The 20,278-nt window shown below is 64.6% G+C and carries 15 protein-coding genes and 1 pseudogene; 2 read left to right on the top strand and 14 right to left on the bottom strand.

What is annotated here, in order from left to right; genetic code table 11:
- The 11 genes and pseudogenes from trpE to WMW70_RS17730 all read right to left on the bottom strand — a co-directional run bounded on the left by trpE (window position 1) and on the right by WMW70_RS17730 (window position 13,746).
- Window positions 1–1,494 carry an anthranilate synthase component I gene (gene trpE / locus WMW70_RS17780; protein ID WP_341438779.1) on the bottom strand — a complete coding sequence of 498 codons (1,494 nt, stop codon included), beginning with the start codon at window positions 1,492–1,494 and terminating at the stop codon, window positions 1–3.
- A 68-nt stretch (window positions 1,495–1,562) separates the two neighbouring features.
- A pseudogene (locus WMW70_RS17775) lies at window positions 1,563–2,444 on the bottom strand (phosphoglycolate phosphatase).
- Window positions 2,441–3,115 (bottom strand): ribulose-phosphate 3-epimerase, encoded by a 675-nt coding sequence (rpe, locus tag WMW70_RS17770; RefSeq protein ID WP_325503330.1) that lies wholly within the window; start codon window positions 3,113–3,115, stop codon window positions 2,441–2,443. The pseudogene WMW70_RS17775 and the gene rpe overlap by 4 nt, the downstream one beginning before the upstream one ends.
- A 128-nt stretch (window positions 3,116–3,243) precedes the next feature.
- The gene (gene gabT / locus WMW70_RS17765; RefSeq protein ID WP_341438778.1) at window positions 3,244–4,524 is read right to left on the bottom strand and encodes a 4-aminobutyrate--2-oxoglutarate transaminase; all 1,281 of its coding nucleotides are present in this window, start codon (window positions 4,522–4,524) and stop codon (window positions 3,244–3,246) included.
- A 116-nt stretch (window positions 4,525–4,640) separates the two neighbouring features.
- Window positions 4,641–6,092, bottom strand: coding sequence for an NADP-dependent succinate-semialdehyde dehydrogenase (gene gabD, locus WMW70_RS17760; RefSeq protein ID WP_341438811.1), 1,452 nt, complete (start codon window positions 6,090–6,092; stop codon window positions 4,641–4,643).
- Window positions 6,093–6,122: 30 nt separating this feature from the next.
- Window positions 6,123–6,950, bottom strand: a complete 828-nt coding sequence (locus WMW70_RS17755; protein WP_341438777.1) for an ABC transporter permease — start codon at window positions 6,948–6,950, stop codon at window positions 6,123–6,125.
- Between the two features lie 16 nt (window positions 6,951–6,966).
- Window positions 6,967–8,214, bottom strand: coding sequence for an ABC transporter permease (locus WMW70_RS17750; protein WP_341438776.1), 1,248 nt, complete (start codon window positions 8,212–8,214; stop codon window positions 6,967–6,969).
- Window positions 8,215–8,331: 117 nt separating this feature from the next.
- Entirely contained in the window at window positions 8,332–9,372 is a 1,041-nt protein-coding gene (locus WMW70_RS17745) for an ABC transporter substrate-binding protein (protein WP_341438775.1), read from the bottom strand.
- A 55-nt stretch (window positions 9,373–9,427) separates the two neighbouring features.
- Window positions 9,428–10,537 carry an ABC transporter ATP-binding protein gene (locus WMW70_RS17740; protein WP_341438774.1) on the bottom strand — a complete coding sequence of 370 codons (1,110 nt, stop codon included), beginning with the start codon at window positions 10,535–10,537 and terminating at the stop codon, window positions 9,428–9,430.
- Between the two features lie 186 nt (window positions 10,538–10,723).
- Window positions 10,724–11,353, bottom strand: a complete 630-nt coding sequence (locus WMW70_RS17735; RefSeq protein WP_341438773.1) for a response regulator transcription factor — start codon at window positions 11,351–11,353, stop codon at window positions 10,724–10,726.
- A complete protein-coding gene (locus WMW70_RS17730; protein WP_445942162.1) occupies window positions 11,350–13,746 on the bottom strand; it encodes a PAS domain-containing sensor histidine kinase in 2,397 nt (798 codons plus the stop codon). The genes WMW70_RS17735 and WMW70_RS17730 overlap by 4 nt, the downstream gene beginning before the upstream one ends.
- A gap of 154 nt (window positions 13,747–13,900) precedes the next feature.
- Here WMW70_RS17730 and WMW70_RS17725 point away from each other — a divergent pair, with 154 nt between their 5' ends.
- Complete coding sequence (locus WMW70_RS17725) at window positions 13,901–14,899, top strand: alpha/beta hydrolase family protein (protein WP_341438772.1); 999 nt, start codon at window positions 13,901–13,903, stop codon at window positions 14,897–14,899.
- A gap of 12 nt (window positions 14,900–14,911) precedes the next feature.
- Here the strand turns inward: WMW70_RS17725 and WMW70_RS17720 are convergent, their stop codons facing one another.
- The 3 genes from WMW70_RS17720 to WMW70_RS17710 are packed head-to-tail and all read right to left on the bottom strand — an operon-like array spanning window position 14,912 to window position 17,377.
- Window positions 14,912–15,676, bottom strand: a complete 765-nt coding sequence (locus WMW70_RS17720) for a DnaJ domain-containing protein (RefSeq protein ID WP_341438809.1) — start codon at window positions 15,674–15,676, stop codon at window positions 14,912–14,914.
- A 1-nt stretch (window position 15,677) separates the two neighbouring features.
- Window positions 15,678–16,355: an N-acetylmuramate alpha-1-phosphate uridylyltransferase MurU gene (murU, locus tag WMW70_RS17715; RefSeq protein ID WP_341438771.1), complete on the bottom strand. Its 678-nt coding sequence runs from the start codon at window positions 16,353–16,355 to the stop codon at window positions 15,678–15,680.
- Window positions 16,352–17,377: an aminoglycoside phosphotransferase family protein gene (locus tag WMW70_RS17710; RefSeq protein ID WP_341438770.1), complete on the bottom strand. Its 1,026-nt coding sequence runs from the start codon at window positions 17,375–17,377 to the stop codon at window positions 16,352–16,354. The genes murU and WMW70_RS17710 overlap by 4 nt, the downstream gene beginning before the upstream one ends.
- A gap of 126 nt (window positions 17,378–17,503) precedes the next feature.
- On the opposite strand from WMW70_RS17710, the gene WMW70_RS17705 reads away from it, so the two are divergent.
- Window positions 17,504–20,278, top strand: a complete 2,775-nt coding sequence (locus tag WMW70_RS17705; RefSeq protein ID WP_341438769.1) for an LPS-assembly protein LptD — start codon at window positions 17,504–17,506, stop codon at window positions 20,276–20,278.

The raw sequence follows: 20,278 nt of genomic DNA, 5'->3' as shown, positions 1-20,278 counted from the left end.
TCAGCGCTTGGACAGGTCAGGGACGGTTTGCTCGGCCAGGGCCACAGCACGGAACATGGCGCGACGCTTGTTCAGCGTTTCCTCCCATTCCAGGGCCGGCACCGAGTCGGCAACGATGCCGGCACCGGCCTGCACATGCAGTTCACCGTCCTTGATCACCGCGGTGCGGATGGCGATGGCGGTGTCCATATTGCCGTTCCAGGCCAGATAGCCCACCGCACCGCCATAGACGCCACGCTTGACTGGCTCAAGCTCATCGATGATTTCCATGGCGCGAATCTTCGGCGCGCCCGACAGGGTGCCGGCCGGCAGAATGGCGCGCAGGGCGTCCATCGCCGTCAGGCCTTCCTTCAACTGGCCGGTGACGTTGGAGACGATATGCATGACGTTGGAATAGCGCTCAATCACCATCTTCTCGGTGAGTTTGACGCTGCCAGTGCTGGCAACCCGGCCGACATCGTTGCGGCCCAGATCGATCAGCATCAGGTGCTCGGCGACTTCCTTGGCATCCGACAGCAGATCCTCTTCCAGGGCCAGGTCGGCCTCCTCGGTCGCGCCGCGCGGACGGGTGCCGGCAATCGGCCGCACCGTCACCAGGCCGTCTTCCAGGCGCACCAGCACTTCCGGCGAGCTGCCGACCACGTGGAAATCGCCGAAGTTGAAGAAGTACATATAGGGTGTCGGATTGATGCAGCGCAGCGCGCGGTACAGATCGATGGGCGCGGCCTTGAACGGGATCGACATGCGCTGGGAGATCACCACCTGCATGCAGTCGCCAGCGAGGATGTACTCCTTGATCGCCCTGACCGCATCTTCGTAGTCATCGCGTTTGAAACTGGAAACGAAGTCCGGTTCGGCACCTGCCGGTGCAGCCAGGTCCACGCCCAGGCGCGGGGTAATCGGCTGACGCAGCTTGTGCAGGATCTCCTGCAGGCGCGCCTGGCCCTGTTCCAGCGCGTCGGCCTGGGCCGGGTCGGCGAGGACGATGGCGTGCATCTTGCCCGCCAGGTTGTCGAACACCACCACGGCATCGGACACCATCAGCAGAATATCGGGCGTGCCCAGGGCATCGGGGTTAACGCCCTTGGCCAGCTTGGGCTCGACATAACGCACGCTGTCATAACCGAAGTAACCCACCAGGCCGCCGTTGAAGCGCGGCAGACCCGGCAGGGTTGGCACCTTGTAGCGCGCCTGGAACTGCTCGACGAAGGCCAGCGGGTCCTCACACTGGTGGCGCTCGACCTCGACGCCGTCGACGCTGATCAGCACTTCATGGCCATAAGCCCGCAGCACGGTACGGGCCGGCAGACCGATGATGGAGTAACGCCCCCACTTCTCGCCGCCCTGGACGGATTCGAGCAGGTAGGTGTTGGCCTCGTCGGCCAGTTTCAGGTAGATCGACAGCGGGGTGTCGAAATCCACCAGGGTTTCGCAGGCAACAGGAATGCGGTTATAGCCGGCAGCGGCTAAACGCAGGAATTCTTCGCGGGTCATGATCAGCCTCGTGGCTTGAGGTTTAAACGGTCGTGTGCAAACGCGCCGACTATGCGGCCAAGATCAGGTCAGAGGCGCCAGCGCCAACGGGCCAGGGCCTTGATGATTTTCATACCGGTTCTTGCGGACCAGCGCGTGCAGGTAACCACCACGGAGCTCTCTTAGGCGGGAGTAAAGTCCGGCCACACTAGCGCAGGCCAGAGGCCGAATCAACCCGGCAAGCCCCGCAAAGCAGGGCTTTGCGCCAATCACCCGCCGAGGGCGGCGGCCGGCAACAACTCGCGCAGGTTATCCAGCACCCGCGCCGGGTTTTCCTCGGCAATCGGTCGGCCATGGTTGTAGCCATAGGTCAGCGCCACGCAGGCTACGCCGGCGGCTTTGGCGGCCAGCACATCGCTGCGCGAGTCGCCGATAAACAGCGCCTCTCCGGCCTCGATCCGCGCCAGTTGCAGCACATGGCGCAGCGCCGCCGGGTCGGGCTTCTGCTGCGGCAGGGTGTCGCCGCCGATAATCCAGCGAAAATAACCACCCAGGCCTTTTTCATCCAGCAGCGGTGCGACAAAACGCTCGGGTTTGTTGGTGACGATGGCCAGCTCGACCTTCTGCTCGCGCAGCCAGTCGAGGGCTTCGCGCACCCCGGGATAGACCCGGGTCAGCCCGTGGCTGGTGGCGTAGAGCTGCATAAACAGCTCCAGCGCCTGCTCGGCCCGCGCGTCATCTATATGTTCATGCTGCAGACCGCCGGCCAGGGCGCGGCGCACCAGCACTCGCGCACCATTGCCGACCCAGTCGCGCACCTGCTCGATACCCGCCGCCGGCAGACCGAGCAGCACCAGAGTCTGGTCGATGGCGGCAGCCAGATCCGGCACCGAGTCCACCAGGGTGCCGTCCAGATCGAACATCACCAGGCTTGGCAGTTCACCCTGGAACAGCTCGCGCAGCATGCTCACCCGCGAACCTGGGCCAGTTCGGCGCGCATGGCGTCGATCACGGTCTTGTAGTCCGGCTGGCCGAAGATCGCCGAGCCGGCGACAAAGGTGTCGGCACCGGCCGCGGCGATTTCACGGATGTTCTGCACATTGACCCCGCCGTCGATTTCCAGGCGAATCTCGCGACCGGAAGCGTCGATCAGGGCGCGGGCTTCTTTGAGTTTTTCCAGGGTATGGGGGATAAATTTCTGCCCGCCGAAACCCGGGTTGACGCTCATCAGCAGGATCATGTCGACCTTGTCCATCACGTGCTTGAGCACATCCAGCGGCGTGGCCGGGTTGAACACCAGACCGGCCTTGGCCCCGCCCGCCTTGATCAGCTGCAGGGAGCGGTCGATATGCTCACTGGCCTCGGGGTGGAAGGTGATATAGCTGGCACCGGCCTCGATAAAGTCGCCGATGATGCGGTCCACCGGCTTGACCATCAGGTGCGCGTCGATGGGTGCGGTGATGCCGTACTTGCGCAGCGCCGCGCAGACCATCGGGCCGATGGTCAGGTTGGGCACATAGTGGTTGTCCATCACATCGAAGTGGACGATGTCGGCACCCGCGGCGAGCACCTTGTCCACTTCCTCGCCCAGGCGGGCGAAATCGGCGGAGAGGATCGACGGGGCGATGGCGAAGGGTTGCATGGCGCACCTCGGTGGCGTTCACGAAAGTGGCGCATTGTACCCGAGGGCATTCTCTGTCGTCGCTGGGACGATGGTCGACGGCTGTAGGGTGCGCCGCGCGCACCGAGGCACGCGGCGCAATTCCGGAGTCAGGCCAGCTCGTCGAAGCACTCGGCGATGATCGCCAGGCCCTTGTCCAGCAGCGCATCTTCGGCGGTCAGCGGTACCAGCACGCGCAGCACGTTGCCGTAGGTGCCGCAGGACAGCAGGATCAGGCCCTTGTCGCGGGCCTTGGCGACGATCTGCCCGGTCAGGGCGGCGTTGGGTTTGTGCACGTCGCCGTCTTCGCACAGCTCCATGGCGATCATGGCACCGAGGGCGCGCACCTCACCGATGCTCTTGTGCTTGGCTTGGATGGCCTTGAGACCGGTGACCAGACGCTCGCCGACGGCCTTGCAGCGCTCCAGCAACTTCTCTTCCTCGAACACTTCCATCACCGCCAGGGCGGCGGCGCAGGCAATCGGGCTGCCGGCGTAGGTGCCGCCCAGGCCGCCCGGGGCGATGGCGTCCATGTATTCGGCCTTGCCGCACACGCCAGCCACCGGGAAACCACCGGCGATGGACTTGGCGAAGGTGGTCAGATCGGCGGCGACGCCCATCTGCTCCATGGCGAAGAAGGTGCCGGTACGGCCGGCACCGGTCTGCACTTCGTCGGCGATCAGCAGGATGCCGTGCTGATCACACAGCGCGCGCAGGCGCTTCATAAAATCTTTCGGCGCGACGTAGAAACCGCCCTCGCCCTGCACCGGCTCGATGATGATTGCGGCGATATCGCGCGGCTCGGCATCGTTCTTGAAGATGCGCTCGATACTGGCGATCGCGTCATCCGTGCTGACGCCGTGCAGCTCGCACGGGTACTGGGCGCGGAAGATACCGCCGGGCATCAGACCCATGCCGGCCGAGTAGGGCACGACCTTGCCGGTCAGGCCCAGGGTCATCATGGTGCGACCGTGGTAGCCGCCGGTGAAGGCGATTACACCAGCGCGACCGGTGGCGGCGCGGGCGATCTTCACCGCGTTTTCCACCGCTTCGGAGCCGGTGGTCACCAGCAGGGTCTTCTTGGCGAAGTCGCCCGGTACGCGCGCGGCAACCTTCTCGCACAGCTCAACGTAAGGCTCGTAGGCCAGCACCTGGAAGCAGGTGTGAGTCAGCTTGGTCAGCTGCTCCTGCACCGCGGCAATCACCTTCGGATGCAGGTGGCCGGTGTTGAGCACCGCGATACCGCCGGCGAAGTCGATAAACTCGCGACCTTCGACGTCGGTCACGGTGGCGTTCGCAGCCTTGTCGGCGAAGATCGGGTGGATCTGGCCCACGCCGCGCGGAACGGCGGCCATGCGGCGTTGCATCAGGGATTCGTTGGTCTTGCTCATAGTGTCCTCAGACGAAACGTGAACGGTAGGGTACGCCGTGCGCACCAAGGGGAAACACTAAGGTGCGCACGGCCTAGGCGGCCCCGCGCGCCCTAAGGGGTCCAGCGTGGCGGCGACTAAACGCCCAGGCACAGGTATTTGATTTCCAGGTATTCATCTAATCCGTACTTGGAGCCTTCGCGGCCCAGGCCGGAGGCCTTCATGCCGCCGAACGGTGCCACCTCGGTGGAGATCACCCCGGTGTTGATGCCGACCATGCCGTACTCCAGGGCCTCGGCCACGCGGAACACCCGGCCCAGGTCGCGGGCGTAGAAGTAGGCGGCCAGGCCGAATTCGGTGTCGTTGGCCTGACGAATCACCTCGGCCTCGTCCTCGAAACGGAACAGCGGGGCCAGCGGGCCGAAGGTTTCTTCCCGGGCCACCGCCATATCAGCCGTCACGCCGCTGACGATGGTGGGTTCGAAGAAGTTACCGCCCAGGCTGTTGCCGCCGGTCAGCAGGGTCGCGCCCTTTTCCAGGGCGTCATGCAGGTGGCGCTGGACCTTGGCCACGGCCTCGGCATTGATCAGCGGGCCGGTGGTGATGCCCTCAAGCATGCCGTTGCCGACCTTGAGCTTGGCCACCGCGGCCTGCAGCTTGGCGGCGAAGGCGTCATACACGCCGGCCTGTACATACAGGCGGTTGGCGCACACGCAGGTCTGCCCGGCGTTGCGGTATTTGGAGATGATCGCCCCTTCGACTGCTGCATCCAGGTCGGCGTCGTCAAACACGATAAAGGGCGCGTTGCCGCCCAGCTCCAGGGAGAGCTTCTTCAGGGTCGGCGCGCACTGCTGCATTAGCTTGATGCCGACGCCGGTGGAGCCGGTAAAGGACAGCTTGCGCACGATGGGGTTGTCACACAGCTCGCCGCCCACCTCGCGGCTGGCGTCCACGTCAGCGGGGATCACACTCAGCAGCCCAGCAGGAATGCCGGCGCGCTCGGCCAGCGCAACCAGGGCCAGGGCCGAGAACGGCGTTTGCGGTGCCGGTTTGAGGACCATGGCGCAGCCGGCCGCCAGGGCCGGGCCGGCCTTGCGGGTGATCATCGCGCTGGGGAAATTCCACGGCGTGATGGCGGCGGTGACGCCGACGGCTTCCTTCTGCACCAGGATGCGCTTGTCCGTGGCATGGCCGGGGATCACGTCGCCATAGGCGCGCTTGGCTTCCTCGGCGAACCATTCGATAAAGGAGGCGGCGTAGGCGATCTCGCCACGGGCTTCGGCCAGGGGCTTGCCTTGTTCGGCGGTCATGATCCGCGCCAGGTCTTCCTGGCTGGCCATGATCAGGTTGAACCACTGGCGCAGACGATTTGCCCGCTCCTTGGCGGTCAGCGCGCGCCAGACCGGCTGGGCAGCTTGCGCGGCCGCGATGGCGCGACGGGTTTCCGCGCGGCCCATATTCGGCACGCTGCCGATCAGCTCGCCGTTGGCCGGGTTGAGTATGTCGGTACGCGCGCCGCTGTCGGCGTCGCACCACTGGCCATTCACATAGGCCTGCTGACGCAGCAGGCTGGGGTCGTTGAGTTGCAGGCTCATAGCGCTCTCTGGTTATCCGGCGAATCAGGTGGGTTGCTGGGTGCGCATCTTCTCGCTGCGCCCGCGCAGCCACTCCAGGGTCAGCAGCATGACGATGGAGAAGCCGATCAGCAGGGTCGCCGCGGCGGCGATGGTCGGGCTGAGGTTTTCGCGGATACCACTGAACATCTGCCGTGGCAGGGTGGCCTGCTCGGGGCCGGCGAGAAACAGGGTCACCACCACCTCGTCGAAGGAGGTGGCGAAGGCGAACAGCGCACCGGAAATCACTCCGGGGGCGATCAGCGGCAGGGTCACCCGGCGGAACGCGGTGAGTGGTGAGGCACCCAGGCTGGCGGCGGCGCGCACCAAGTTGTAGTTGAAGCCTTGCAGGGTCGCCGACACGGTGATGATGACGAACGGCACGCCGAGTACCGCATGCACCAGGATCAGCCCCAGGTAGCTGTTACCCAACCCCATGGGGGCGAAGAACAGGTAGCTGGCCACCCCGACTATGACTACCGGTGCCACCATGGGCGAGATCACCAGGCTCATCACCAGGGCCTTGCCGCGGAACTCGCCACGGGTCAGGCCGATGGCCGCCAGGGTGCCGAAGACCATGGCCAGCGCTGTGGCGGCGGGTGCCACGATCATGCTGTTGGTCAACGAGCGCATCCACTCGGCAGAGGTAAAGAAGTCTTCGTACCAGCGCATGGAAAAGCCCTGCAGCGGATAGACCAGAAAACTACCGGAGTTGAACGACAGCGGAATGATCACCAGCACCGGTAGGATCAGGAACAGCAACACCAGCGCGCAAAGGCTGCGGTGGGCCCAGAACCAGGCACGTTCGATCGGCGATTTGTAGGGACTCAGCATCTCGATGTTCTCCTGATCAACCCAGACGCAGGCGGCTAGCGCCCACCAGCCAGCTGTAAACCACATAGAGCAGCATGGTGGCCAGCAGCAGCAGCCCGCCGAGGGCCGTGGCCATGCCCCAGTTGATGGTGGTGTTGGTGTAGAAGGCGACGAAGTAGCTGATCATCTGGTCGCTCGGGCTGCCCAGCAGGGCCGGGGTGATGTAGTAGCCGATGGACAGGATGAACACCAACAGGCAGCCGGCACCGACGCCGGCCAGGGTCTGCGGGAAGTACACTCGCCAGAAGCTGGCGAAGGGATGGCAGCCGAGGGAAATCGCCGCACGCATATAGCTCGGTGAGATGCCCTTCATCACGCTGTAGATCGGCAGAATCATAAACGGCAGCATGATGTGCACCATCGCCACATAGACCCCGGTACGGTTGAACACCAGCTGCAGCGGCTGGTCGATAATGCCCATGGCCATCAGCGCGCTATTGATCAGGCCGCCCGACTGCAGCAACACGATCCACGCCGCCACCCGAACCAGGATCGAGGTCCAGAACGGCAGCAGCACCAGGATCATCAGCAGATTGCTGGTACGGGTCGGCAGGTTGGCCAGCAGGTAGGCCAGCGGATAGGCCAGCACCAGGCAGAGGGCGGTGATCACCAGGCCCATCCAGAAGGTACGGGCGAAGATGTCCAGGTAGATGGCCTGATCCGGGGTGGCCGGTGCCAGCTCGCCGATGTCATCGATGCGGTGGTCGAGGGCCGCCAGCAGGTAGTAGGAGGTGAAGGCGCTGTCGTTGCGGCGGATCACCTGCCAATAGGCCGGGTCGCCCCAGCGTTCGTCGAGGCCCTCCAGGGCATCCTTGTAGGAGGCCGGTTCCTGCTTGAATGGCAGCGCACGTCCGGTCTTGGCCATCAGGCTGCGGTAACCGGCCAACTCCATGTTCAGGCGCTTGGACAGATCGCCTATGGTCTGCTGCTTGCGCGCCTCCGCCAGGTCGAGGCTGAGGGCCTTGTAGGCCGCCTCTTCCGGCAGGCCGCGGCCATCCCAGGTGGCGATCGCCGCCACTGTACGCGGCAGGCTGCGCACCACTTCGGGGTTTTCCACGCTTTTGTAGAGCAGGATGCCGATCGGCAGGATGAACACGACCACGAGGAACACCAGCAGCGGCAGGATCAGGCCCTGCGCCTTAAGGCGGTTGATCCGCTCGGCACGAGCCAACTTCTGCTTCAGGGTGAGCCCGGCGAATTCGCTGAGGGGGACGGTTTCAGCCATTGCTAGCTCCGCTAAATCTGGCCGCGCGAGGCGGCAGGAAAAAAGAGATGAGGGTGCGCCCAAGGTGCCAGCCCCCATCCCCAGACCCTCTCCCGCAGGAGAGGGGGTGTTAGCAACTTACTTGGCGGCCCAGGCGTTGAAGCGCTGTTCCAGCTGTTCGCCGAAATCGGCCCAGAACTCCACGTCCATGGCGACCTGGCCGGCGATGTTTTCCGGGGTGGTCGGCATGTCCGCCAGCAGGCCCTTGTCGAGGAGCGCCACGGCGGTCTTGTTGGCCGGGCCGTAGGCGATATTCGACGAGTAGACTTTCTGCTGCTCAGGCTGCACGGTGAAGGCGGCGAAGGCCTTGGCCGCATCGAGATCCTTGGCACCTTTCGGGATGGCCCAGGAATCGAAGTCGTAGACGCCGCCGTTCCATACCACTTTCAGGTTGCTCTCCTTCTGCACGGCAGCGATGCGGCCGTTGTAGGCGGAGCTCATGACCACGTCGCCGGAGGCGAGGAACTGCGGCGGCTGAGCGCCGGCCTCCCACCACTGAATGTGCGGCTTGATCTGGTCGAGCTTCTTGAACGCACGGTCCTGGCCTTCTTGGGTGGCGAGCACGCCATACACATCTTTCGGTGCCACGCCGTCAGCCATCAGAGCGAACTCCAGGGTGTACTTGGCACCCTTGCGCAGGCCGCGCTTGCCCGGGAACGTGGCTACGTCCCAGAAATCGGCCCAGCCGGTCGGGGCGCTGGCCAGCTTGTCGGCGTTGTAGGCGAGCACCGTCGACCAGACGAAGAAGCCCACGCCGCATGGCTGCACGGCACCGTCGATAAAGTTGGCGGCATCGCCGAACAGGGCCGGGTCGAGTTCCTCGAACAGGCCTTCGTCACAGCCGCGCGCCAGCTCCGGCGACTCCACTTCCACCAGGTTCCACGACACGCTGTTGGTGTCGACCATGGCTTTGACCTTGGCCATCTCACCGTTGTATTCGCCGGCGATGACCTTGCCTTTTCCGGCCGCTTCCCACGGCTGGTAGAAGGCCTTGGCCTGCGCCTCCTTGTTGGCACCACCGAAGGAAATCACCGTCAGGTCGGCGGCGGCCGCCTGGCCGGCGCAGGCCAGGCCGAGTGCCAGGGTGCCGAGACGAAGGTTGCTGTGCAGTTTGCTCATTGTTGTTCTCTCCACTGTGCAGGGTTGGTAAACAGGCTCTAGGGCACTAAAGCACTCACTCCGCCAGCAGCGGATCGAGGGCGCGGACGTGTTCCACATGCCAGCCAAGCGGCACCACATCGCCCACGCCCATGGCGGGATCGAGCTCGGCGATCGGCTGTTTGACGAAGAAATCGGGCTTGCCACACACCTCCATACGGATGCGCACGTGATCGCCCAGGTAGATGAATTCGGCGACCCGCCCGGAAAAGCGGTTGGCGCACTGCTCGCTGGCACCATTGAGGCGCACGCGCTCGGGACGGATCGACAGGGTCACCGGCTCGCCGGGCGCACCGACATTGACTGCCAGCGCCTCGACCTTCTCGCCGCGACTCAAGCCGACCGTGCAGCGCTCACCTTCGCGGCTGAGCAGCTGGCCGCTGATACGATTGTTCTCGCCGATAAAATTGGCCACGAAGGTGTTCTTCGGTGCCTCGTAGAGGTCACGCGGCGGGGCAATCTGCTGGATCTCGCCCTGGTGGAACACCGCCACCCGGTCGGACATGGTCAGCGCCTCACCCTGGTCGTGGGTCACGTAGACCACGGTCACGCCCAGGCGCTGATGGATATGCTTGATCTCCATCTGCATATGCTCGCGCAGCTGCTTGTCCAGCGCGCCGAGCGGTTCGTCCATCAGCACCAGCTGCGGTTCGAACACCAGGGCGCGGGCCAGGGCCACGCGCTGCTGCTGGCCGCCGGAGAGCTGCGCCGGATAGCGATTGCGGAAACTGTCCAGCTGGACCATGGCCAGCGCCTTCTTCACCCGCTCGGTGCTGTCGGTGCGCGACATGCCGCGCACGCTCAGGGGGAAGGCGAGGTTTTCGGCCACGGTCATATGGGGGAACAGGGCGTAGTTCTGGAACACCATGCCGATGTCGCGCTTGTGCGGCGGCAGGTGATTGAGGGAGCGGCCGTCGAGGAGGATTTCGCCGGCGGTGGGGGTTTCGAACCCGGCCAGCATCATCAGGCTGGTGGTCTTGCCCGAACCGGAAGGCCCCAGCAGGGTGAGGAACTCGCCCTTGCGGATATCCAGATTGAGATCCTTGACGATCAGGTTTTCGCCGTCGTAGCTCTTCTGCACGCCACGAAAGCTCACCAACACATCGCTTGCCTGAGACCCGGTCATCGCCACACCCTTTGTTGTTGTCTGCACGCTGTTGAGTACAAGACTAGGGGCGATGCACGGCCGGCAGAATCGGGCGGGATGACAACCTTGTATCAGGCGAGCGGAGAACTTTGCGTAGGGATTGCCCTACAAGCCCGAGGACTTTACTGGGCCATTGCCGCCGCCAGCAGACACCCAGGCAGGTGCCTAGAGAAGCTTGTGCTCCATGGCATAGCGCACCAGATCGGCCACCGAATGGAGGCCGAGCTTCTGCATCAGGCGCGCCTTGTGGGTGCTCACGGTCTTGTTGCTGACCGCCAGGTGCAGGGCGATGTCGTTGACCCCCTCGCCACGCACCAGGCGCTCGAACACCGAGAACTCGCGCTCGGACAGCTGCGCATGGGGCGGCCGCGAATCGGTCAGGCCGACCTCGAAGACCATGCGGTCGGCCAGTTCGGGGTCGATATAGCGCCCGCCGCCGGCCACCTTGCGGATCGCCGCGATCAGCAGCGCCGGGTCGCTGTCCTTGGTGGCGTAGCCGGCGGCCCCGATCTTCAGGGCGCGGGCGGCCATCTGCGCCTCGTCGTGCATGGACAGCACCAGAATCGCCGGCGGCCGGGTCAGGGCGCGGATCCGCGGAATGGCCTCGAGGCCATTGACCCCGGGCATGGAGATATCCAGCAGGACCACGTCGCACTCGACCTTGCGCAGGGTTTCCAGCAGCTGCTCGCCATTGCTCGCCTCCCCCACCACTTCGAGGTCGCGCGCCATACCGATCAGCTGCTTGATGCCCTCACGCACGATGGCGTGGTCCTCTGCCACCAATACCCGAATCACGTCATTACCTCTTCATCCAGGGCCACTCGCGCCAACAGCGTAGTCCCCTCCCCAGGCTGGCTGTCAATCTGCAAACGGCCGCCGAGCATAAAAACCCGCTCCTGCATGCCGACCAGACCGAAGGACTGCCCCGCCTTGCGCTGCTCGGGGGCAAAGCCCTTGCCGTCGTCGATCACGCACAGGCACAACTCGCCCTCCTCGACCCGCAGGTAGACCTGCACGCTATGGGCACCGGCGTGACGCATCACATTGGTCAGGGCCTCCTGAAGAATACGGAACAGGCCGATGGCCTTGGCGTCGCTGAGCGGCGGCAGGTTGTCCGGCACCTCCACCAGGCAAGGGATCTGCGTACGCGCTTCGAAACGCCGCACCTGCCACTCGATAGCGGAGGCGATACCGGCATCGAGAATCGGCGGGCGCAGGGCGGTGGCCACATCGCGCACCAACTGGAACAGCTGGGCGATCAGTTTCTTCATGCTGCCCAGACGCTCATCCAGGCCCTCGACCTGGCCAGCGAAGGCCAGCTCGCACATGGCGGTTTCCAGCTTGAGCACGGTGAGCACCTGGCCCAGCTCGTCGTGCACCTCGCGGGCGATACGCGCCTTTTCCTCCTCACGCACGCTCTCCAGGTGGGCGGCCAGTTCGCGCAGGCGGGCGCGGGAGTCGGCCAGTTCCAGCTCCACCTGCTTGTTCTCGGTGATGTCCCAGACGATCCCGTCCCACACCACCCGCCCGGCACCCAGGCGGCGAGCGGTGGCCTTGATATCGGCCCAGCGCAGTTGCCCGGCGCGAGTGAGGATGCGCCCCTGCCATTGCCAGTCGCTGTCGCCAAGCAGAGCGGCATCCTGGGTGCGGCGATAGCTGGCCTGATCCTCGGGGTGCACCAGGCTGCGAATACCTCGGTCGGCGCGCTGCAGTTCGGCGGCGGGGTAACCCACCAGTTCCTGACTGGCTTCGCTGATATAGGCGAACTCCACCGCCTGTTCGGCGCTGGCCCGCTCCAGGCGAAACACCAGGCCCGGGACATTGCCGGCGATGCCCTTGAGGCGCGCCTCGCTCTCCTGCAGGGCGGCCTGGGTACGCCGCCGTTCGGTGACGTCGGTGAGAAACACCACCAGGTATTCGGACTGGTCGAAGCGTAGAAAACTCAGGGAAATATCCACCGGCAAGCGGCTACCATCGGCGCGCTGACAGTCGATCTCGAACCCCGGCAGAGCCTCACCGCTGCCACGGGCCTGGCGCCACAGGCTGAGCCAGCGGTCCATATCCAGACTGGGTTCCAGGCGCGCCAGCGGCAGGTCTACCAGCGCCCCCACGGCATAACCGAGCATGCGTTCGGCGGCCAGGTTGGCATAGCGCACATGACTGTCCCAGTTGACCCAGAGGATGCCCACGGTGCTGTGGTCGATGGAGAACTGGCTAAGGCGCAGGGCCTGCTCGGCCGTCTCGCGCTGGCTCAGTACGGTACGTGCAGCAAGCAGCTGACGCTCCAGGCTACGGCGCTGCTGACGCAGATGCAGGATGATTGCGCAGGCCGCCAGCCCGCCGATACCGAGCAGCAGGGCCAGGCCCTTCCAGAACGCCAGAGGGTTGCCAAGCTGGCGGGTATTGAGCGGAAACCAGCGCTCCTGCAAACGCTCCAGTTCGCCTCCGGGCAGGGCCTGCAGGGTCTGCTCGACGATCTCGGCAAGGATCGGTGCATCGCGCCGGCTGGCAATACGCAACAGCTGCGGCAGGCCGATATCGCCGACGATGCTCAGGCCGGCGAATTGCGGCTCGCGCAGCAACAGACTCAGGCGCGCCTCATCCACCACCGCATAGCTGACCTCCTGGCGCAGCAGCAGATTCAGCGCGCTGCGCTCGCTACCCACCGCCCGCAACTCCAGATTGCCGTGGGTGTTGCGCAGGTACTCCACCACCGCACTGGGCGAACGCAGGGCGACCTTCTCGTCGCGACCCACCCGGTCCAGGTCCACCGCGCTGCTGCCGCGCCGCTCGCCCACCACCAGGTGCGGCACGCGCATATAGGGGTCCGAATACAGCCAGCGGCGCAAGCCCTTAGGCGTCTGCTGCAGCCCTGGGGCCAGGTCCACCTCGCCGCGCTGCAGAGCCGCCTCCAGCTCATTCTGATCGGTAAAGCGCAGCCATTGCGGCTTTACCCCCATGCCCTGCAGCAGGCGGCTCATCAGCTCGACATTGGCCCCGGACAGACGCTGCTGACGTCGGTCGAACTGAGCCCAGGGGGCCTGCATGATCAGCCCCACGCGCAGCTCGTCATGGGCCTGCAACCAGCTGCGCTGCTCGGCGTTAAAAGCCGGACGCAGCGGCAACACCGAGCTGTCCGCCCAGAGCGCCGCGGGCCACAAAAAGAGAAAAAGCAAAATGCGTGACAACGCCGGGACACTCCTGAAAATTGACCACCAGGGGGCTTGAGCCCCTCTGTGCCCTACATTACTCCAGTCTTCGCCTGCTAAGACCACCCCACACCTGACAAAGACACGCCCAGGGATTAGGCTCTGGTGGCCCAGCCTTATCGAGGAATGCCCGATGCCCCGCCTGATCCCCAGCCTGACGGTTACCTCGACCCTGCTGCTGACGCTGCTCGCCACACCGCTGCTGGCCCAGCAGGCCGCCCCGGACGCAAGCGGCGGCGAGCAGCCGGACCCGACAACCGAGGAGCTGCAGCGCCCGCCCCTGGCCGAGCGCAGCGAGGTCGAGGCCCTGGCCCTCGAACAGCGCCTGCAGACCAAGGAGCAGCAGCACCTGCAGGCGGCAGATGAGCGCTTTCTCACCCTCTGGCTGCCGGCCAATGTCGGCGAGCCCAGTGGCGTGGTGATCCTCCTGCCGGGGGACGATGGCAACCCCGACAGCGCCCAGAGTGTCGGTCCGCTGCGGCGCAAATTGCCCAATGCCAGCTGGCACAGCCTGAGCCTGAGCCTGCCGGACCCCAACAGCGACATGCCTGCGCCGCGCAGCACCGAACTGGTCGCCGAGCCTGCGCCGGTCAGCGTCGATACCGCGCAGGGCGAGGCACCGGACAGCGCGCCAGCCAGCGCCGAAGAGCCCGCTCCGACCCCAGCGGTAGACGCCCCGCCCACGGCGCAAGAGCAGCAAAAAGCCCACACCGAACGGGTGCTGGCACGGATCGAGTCGGCCATCGCCTTTGCCACCCAACAGCAGGCCAGAAGCATCGTTTTGCTCGGCCATGGCAGCGGTGCCTACTGGGCCGCCCGCTACCTGGCCGAGCGCCAGCCGGCCGAAGTGCGCAATCTGCTGGTGGTGGCCGCCAACGTGCCCGCCGGCTATAGCCCGCCGCTGGATGAGCTGATCCCGCAACTGCAACTGGCCACCGGCGACTTCTACTACAAGGACCAACTGCTCGACCGCCAGGCCGCCAGCCGGCGCATGCAGGCGAGCAAGCGGCAGAAGCACCCGAGCTATATCCAGATCGCGATGAAGGCCCTGCCCGGCAATCTCGAGGCGGAACAGGAACAGCTGTACCGCCGCATAAGGGGCTGGCTGACGCTAAAGATTCAGGCCAAGTGAGGGCGCTGCCGGCTAGCGAAAGCCCTGACGCTGGCGAATCAGGTCATAGGCCTGATGCAGTTCACGGGTGCGCTCGGTGGCTTCGCGCACCCGCTCCGGGGTTGCGCCGCTGCCGGCCAGTTTGTCCGGGTGATGGCGGCTTAACAGGCGGCGATAGGCTTTCTTGATCTGCGCCGGTTCTGCGTCGATCGCAACCCCCAGCAATGTCAGGGCCTGTTGGTAACCGCTGCCGAGCGTCGACGCCAGCGGCCCCTGCTGGCGCGGCGCATAGGCATCGCTCAGCACTTGCTGAGCGGCCGCGGGCACGTCCAGCCATTTGCCCCATAGCAGAATCAGCTCGCGCTCGGCCTGGCCGACCCGACCGTCGACCCAGGCCATACGCCAGCAGGCACGCAGTAACGCGTCGCTATGGGCGCGCTGACGCCGCAGCGGCGCACGCAGGTTATCGCGCCCGGTCTTGCCCCGGGCAAAGGCGGCAATGGCCCGACGCTGCGCCTCGGCATCCAGGCCCAGGCGCTGCATTTCCGCACGGGTCTGCTGGATATGCACCTGCAACACCCGCCCCTCGCACTTGGCCAGGCGGCCGAGAAGGATAAACAGCAGCTCGTCATCACGCGGTGCGGCCTTGCCACCGAGACGCTCGCGCAGGGCCGCCCAATTGCTCAGGCGCATGCGCCGGTCCAGCACCTGGCCGAGCAAACCGCCCAGCAGAGCCCCGGGAATGCTGGCTAGCGCCAGGCCCGCGACAGCCCCCAGCACGGTGACCGGCCAGAGCATCTCAGCGCCTCGCCGCGAGCAGTTGCTCGACTTCGGCCAGGCGCTCATGGGTGCCAACATCCACCCAGCACCCGGCGAAGCTTTCGCCACTGACCTGCCCACGGGCCATGGCGGCACGCAGCAAGGGGGCCAATTTGAAGGCACCGGCCTGGCAACCGCTAAACAAGGCAGGCGACAGCACCGCGATGCCGCTGTAGGTCAGGCACGGCTGGTCCTGGCCTGACTCGGCATCGCCAACCTGACCGTCGCGCAGGCAGAAATCCCCTGCCTGGTGATGCCCCGGGTTATCCACCAGCACCAGGTGGGCCAGGTCGGCGAGCGGGCGGCGCAACTCGGCGAAAGGGTAGTCGGTAAAGATATCGCCATTGACCAGGACAAAGGGCTGATCGCCCAGCAGCGGCAGGGCCTGGAAAATGCCGCCGCCGGTTTCCAGCGGCTCGCCCTCGGCCGAATAGGCAATGCTCAGGCCGAAGCGTGCACCGTCGCCCAGATGGTCCTCGATCTGCTGGCCAAGCCAGGCATGGTTGATCACCACCTCGGTAAAACCCGCTGCGGCCAGGCCGCGCAGGTGGTACTCGATCAGCGGCACGCCGCCGGCTTGCACCAGGGGTTTGGGCGTATGCAGGGTCAACGGGCGCAGGCGCTCGCCTTTGCCGGCCGCCAGGATCATCGCCTTCATGCAGGCACCTGGGCGACACGCGGCAGGCTGGCCAGCAATTCGCCCAGTTCGGCCAATTCCGGCCGCCGCGCCAGCACTGCTTCTATATAGCTAAAGAAACGCGGCACATCGCCCAGGTATCTGGGCTTGCCGTCGCGATGGCAGATACGCGCGAATATCCCGATTACCTTGAGGTGACGCTGCACGCCCATCAGATCGCTGGCGCGCAGGAAGTCCTCAAAGTCAGCCTGCACCGGGACACCCGCAGCCCGCGCCTGTTGCCAGTAATTTTCCAGCCAGCCGCGCACCCGCGCCTCGGGCCAGCTCAGGAAGGCATCCTTGAACAGGCTGGTGACGTCATAGGTCACCGGGCCGTAGACCGCATCCTGAAAATCCAGCACGCCTGGGTTGGGCGCGCTGTGCATCAGATTGCGCGGCATATAGTCGCGATGCACCAGCACCTTCGGCTGAGCCAAGGCGCTGTCGATCAGCAACTGGCTGACCCGCTGCCAGGCCGCCTGCTGAGCCTCGTCGAACTCGATCTCCAGATGGCGCTGCACGTACCACTCGGGGAACAGCTGCAGTTCGCGGCGTAGCAAGGCCTCGTCGTAACTCGGCAGCCCGCGGTCCAGCGGCAACTGCTGCAGGGCCAGCAGCGCCTGCAGGGCGTCGGAGAACAGGGGGTCGGCATTCTCCGCGGTGATCACATCCAGGTAGGTCTGCCGGCCCAGGTCGTTGAGCAAAAGAAAGCCATGCTCCAGGTCGGCGGCAAGAATCTGCGGCACATTGAGGCCCGCCTCGGCCAGCAGGGCGGCGATGTTGACGAAGGGCGCGCAGTTTTCCTGCGGCGGTGGCGCATCCATCACGATCAGGCTGCGCTCGCCGTCCTGCCAGCGAAAATAACGCCGGAAACTGGCGTCGCTGCTGGCAGAGGTCAGCGTGGCCGCGGGTACAGCACCCCAGTCGTTCGCCGCAAACAGCGCAGCCAGTTGCGGTTCGAGCCAGTTTTCCAGGTGTTTCAGGCGTACATCTTGATCAGGCATTGCAAGGGTCTCCGACGGCGCTAGCCGTTGCGCGGGTCATGCTTTATTATCCAGCATCTTTTCAAGCCCATCGAGAGGCGTGCGGCCTCAGGGCCAATGGCGCGCAGGAAGCCCGGAAAAAATAAGATGGCAGTAAAATACCCCGCGTTTCGTAAAAAATTCCCTCTACTGGTCACTGGCAGCCTTCTGGCGCTGCAGCCCGTAGCCGTTCCCTTCGCATTCGCGGCCGAGCAGTATGACTGCCAGGTTTCCGCCTCTGGCGGTTGGGCGTGCGCGCCTAAAGCCAGTGCGGCAGCCTTGCCGGCACGACCCGCGCCGCGTGCGACGGTAGCCGGTGCTGACGCCAGTAGCGGCGGCCAGGCCCAGGAAGAAGTCGCCAAAACGACTCTGGTCACCGAAAGCCGCGGTAAAGGTCTGGCCTCGCGCAGTGCCGACTATAGCCACCTTGACTGGGTGCCGCGAGAAAACCTCAGCGCGGCGCAGCTGGCCGAAGCCGGCCCGTACTGCGCCGGTGCCTATGTCGAGCCCCAGCGGCCCGGCATGGACGACACCACGCCGATGGACGAAGCGCCGATGTTCGTTTCGGCCAAGGCTTCGCGCTATGAGCAGGAAGAGCAAGTCGCCACTCTGGCCGGCGATGTGGTGTTACGCCAGGCCGGCATGCAGATCGAAGCCGACGAAGCCAACCTGCATCAGGCGGAAAACCGCGGCGAACTGATCGGTAACGTGCGCCTGCGCGACCAGGGCATGCTGGTGGTCGGCGACCGCGCCGAGCTGCAACTGGACAACGGCGAAGCCAAGGTCGAGAACGCCGAGTATGTGCTGCACAAGAGCCATACCCGCGGCAGCGCGCTCTACGCCAAGCGCGAAGAAAGCGCCGTTATCCGCCTGAAAGACGGCACCTACACCAGCTGCGAACCGGGCAGCAACGCCTGGCACCTGAAGGGCAACAACGTCACCCTGAACCCGGCTACCGGTTTCGGCACCGCGACCAACGTGACCCTGCGGGTGAAGAACATTCCAGTGTTCTACACCCCCTATATCTATTTCCCGATCGACGATCGCCGCCAGTCCGGCTTCCTGCCGCCGAGCCTCAGCAGCTCCAGCGACAATGGCCTGAGCCTGCAGACCCCGTACTACTTCAACCTGGCACCGAACTACGATGCCACGCTCTACCCGACTTATATGACCGACCGCGGTCTGTTGATGGAAGGTGAGTTCCGCTACCTGACCAAGAGCAGCGAAGGCCAGTTCGGCGCGGCCTACCTCGACGACAGCAACGACGATCGCAAGCTGCAGTCCGAGTACGAAGACCAGCGCTGGATGTACAGCTGGCAGCACAAGACAGGCCTGGACTCGCGCCTGCTGGCCGAAGTCGACTACACCGACATCAGCGATCCTTATTACTTCCAGGATCTGAATACCGACCTCGGCATTGGCTCCACCAGCTATGTCGACCAGCGCGGCACCCTGACCTATCGTGGCAACGGCTACACGGCGCGCCTCAACGCCCACGCCTACGAACTGGCCAATATTACCGACGTCACGCCTTACAACCGCCTGCCGCAGCTGACCCTGGACGGCAAGCTGCCCTTCGAGCCGGCGGGGCTGAACTTTACGTACGGCACAGAATATGTGCGCTTTGATCGCAACCTTCGCAGCGGCTTTTTCACCGATGAAGATGGCAATACCGGAACTGATGAATTCCGCTGGTACGACGACCGTTTGAGTGGTTTGGCCCGCGCCAATGGCGAGCGTGTACATGTTGAACCCGCTGTCAGCCTGCCGCTGAACTGGAGCTGGGGTTTCCTTACGCCCAAGGTCAAGTACCTGCACACCAACTACGACCTGAGTCTGGACAGCCAGGGCAAGAACAGCCTGCTGGCCGAACAGAGCTACAAGAGCAGCCAAAGCCGTGGCGTCGGCATGTTCAGCCTGGACAGCGGCCTGTACTTCGACCGCGACACCCAGTGGTTCGGCAAGAACTACCGCCAGACCCTGGAACCGCGCCTGTTCTACCTCAATGTTCCCGAGGAAGACCAGACCGATATCCCGGTGTTCGACACCAGCGAAAGCACTTTCAACTATGCCTCGCTGTTCCGCGAGAACCGCTTCTCCGGCAAGGACCGTATCGGCGACGAGAACAAGCTTTCGCTGGGCGTAACCAATCGCTGGATCGAAAACAACGGCTTCGAGCGCCAGCGCTTCAGCATCGGCCAGGCATTCTACTTCGAAGACCGCAAGGTTCAGATGCCCGGCATCGACTACCGTACCCGCTCGGACTCGCAGGCCTCGCAGTCGCCTTATGCGCTGCAGTATATGTATCGCTTCAACCGCGACTGGCGCCTGAGCTCGGACTTCAACTGGGACCCGGATACTCACAGCACCCGCTCGGGTAGCGCGATGTTCCATTACCAGCCCGAAGACAATCCGAACAAGATCGTTAACGCCGGGTATCGCTACCGCAATGACACCGTGCGCTACGACCAGGCCAGTGGTAACTGGGTAGTAGGCAACGGCGACTACGGCACCGAAGGTTCTCCCAACTACATCAAGGACTACTACAAGATCAGTCAGCACGATTTCTCGGTCATCTGGCCGATCGTGCCGCAGTGGAGCGTGATTTCCCGCTGGCAGTATGACTACGGCCGCGACCGTACCCTGGAGGCCTTCGCCGGCTTCGAGTACGACAGCTGCTGCTGGAAACTGCGCCTGATCAACCGTTACTGGATCGACTACGACGAAGTCAGCCTGAATCCCTCGCTTAACGACGAACCGGATCGCGGCATCTTCCTGCAGATCGTACTCAAGGGTCTGGGCGGTGTAGTGGGTAATAAGGTCGAGACTTTCCTCGACGAAGGCATTCAAGGTTATCGTGAACGTGAAGACAAAGCTTTCTGA

It is taken from the genome of Pseudomonas sp. XK-1, from assembly GCF_038069885.1.
Classification (GTDB): Bacteria; Pseudomonadota; Gammaproteobacteria; order Pseudomonadales; family Pseudomonadaceae; genus Aquipseudomonas.
This window is presented reverse-complemented; position numbering and strand designations above follow the sequence as displayed.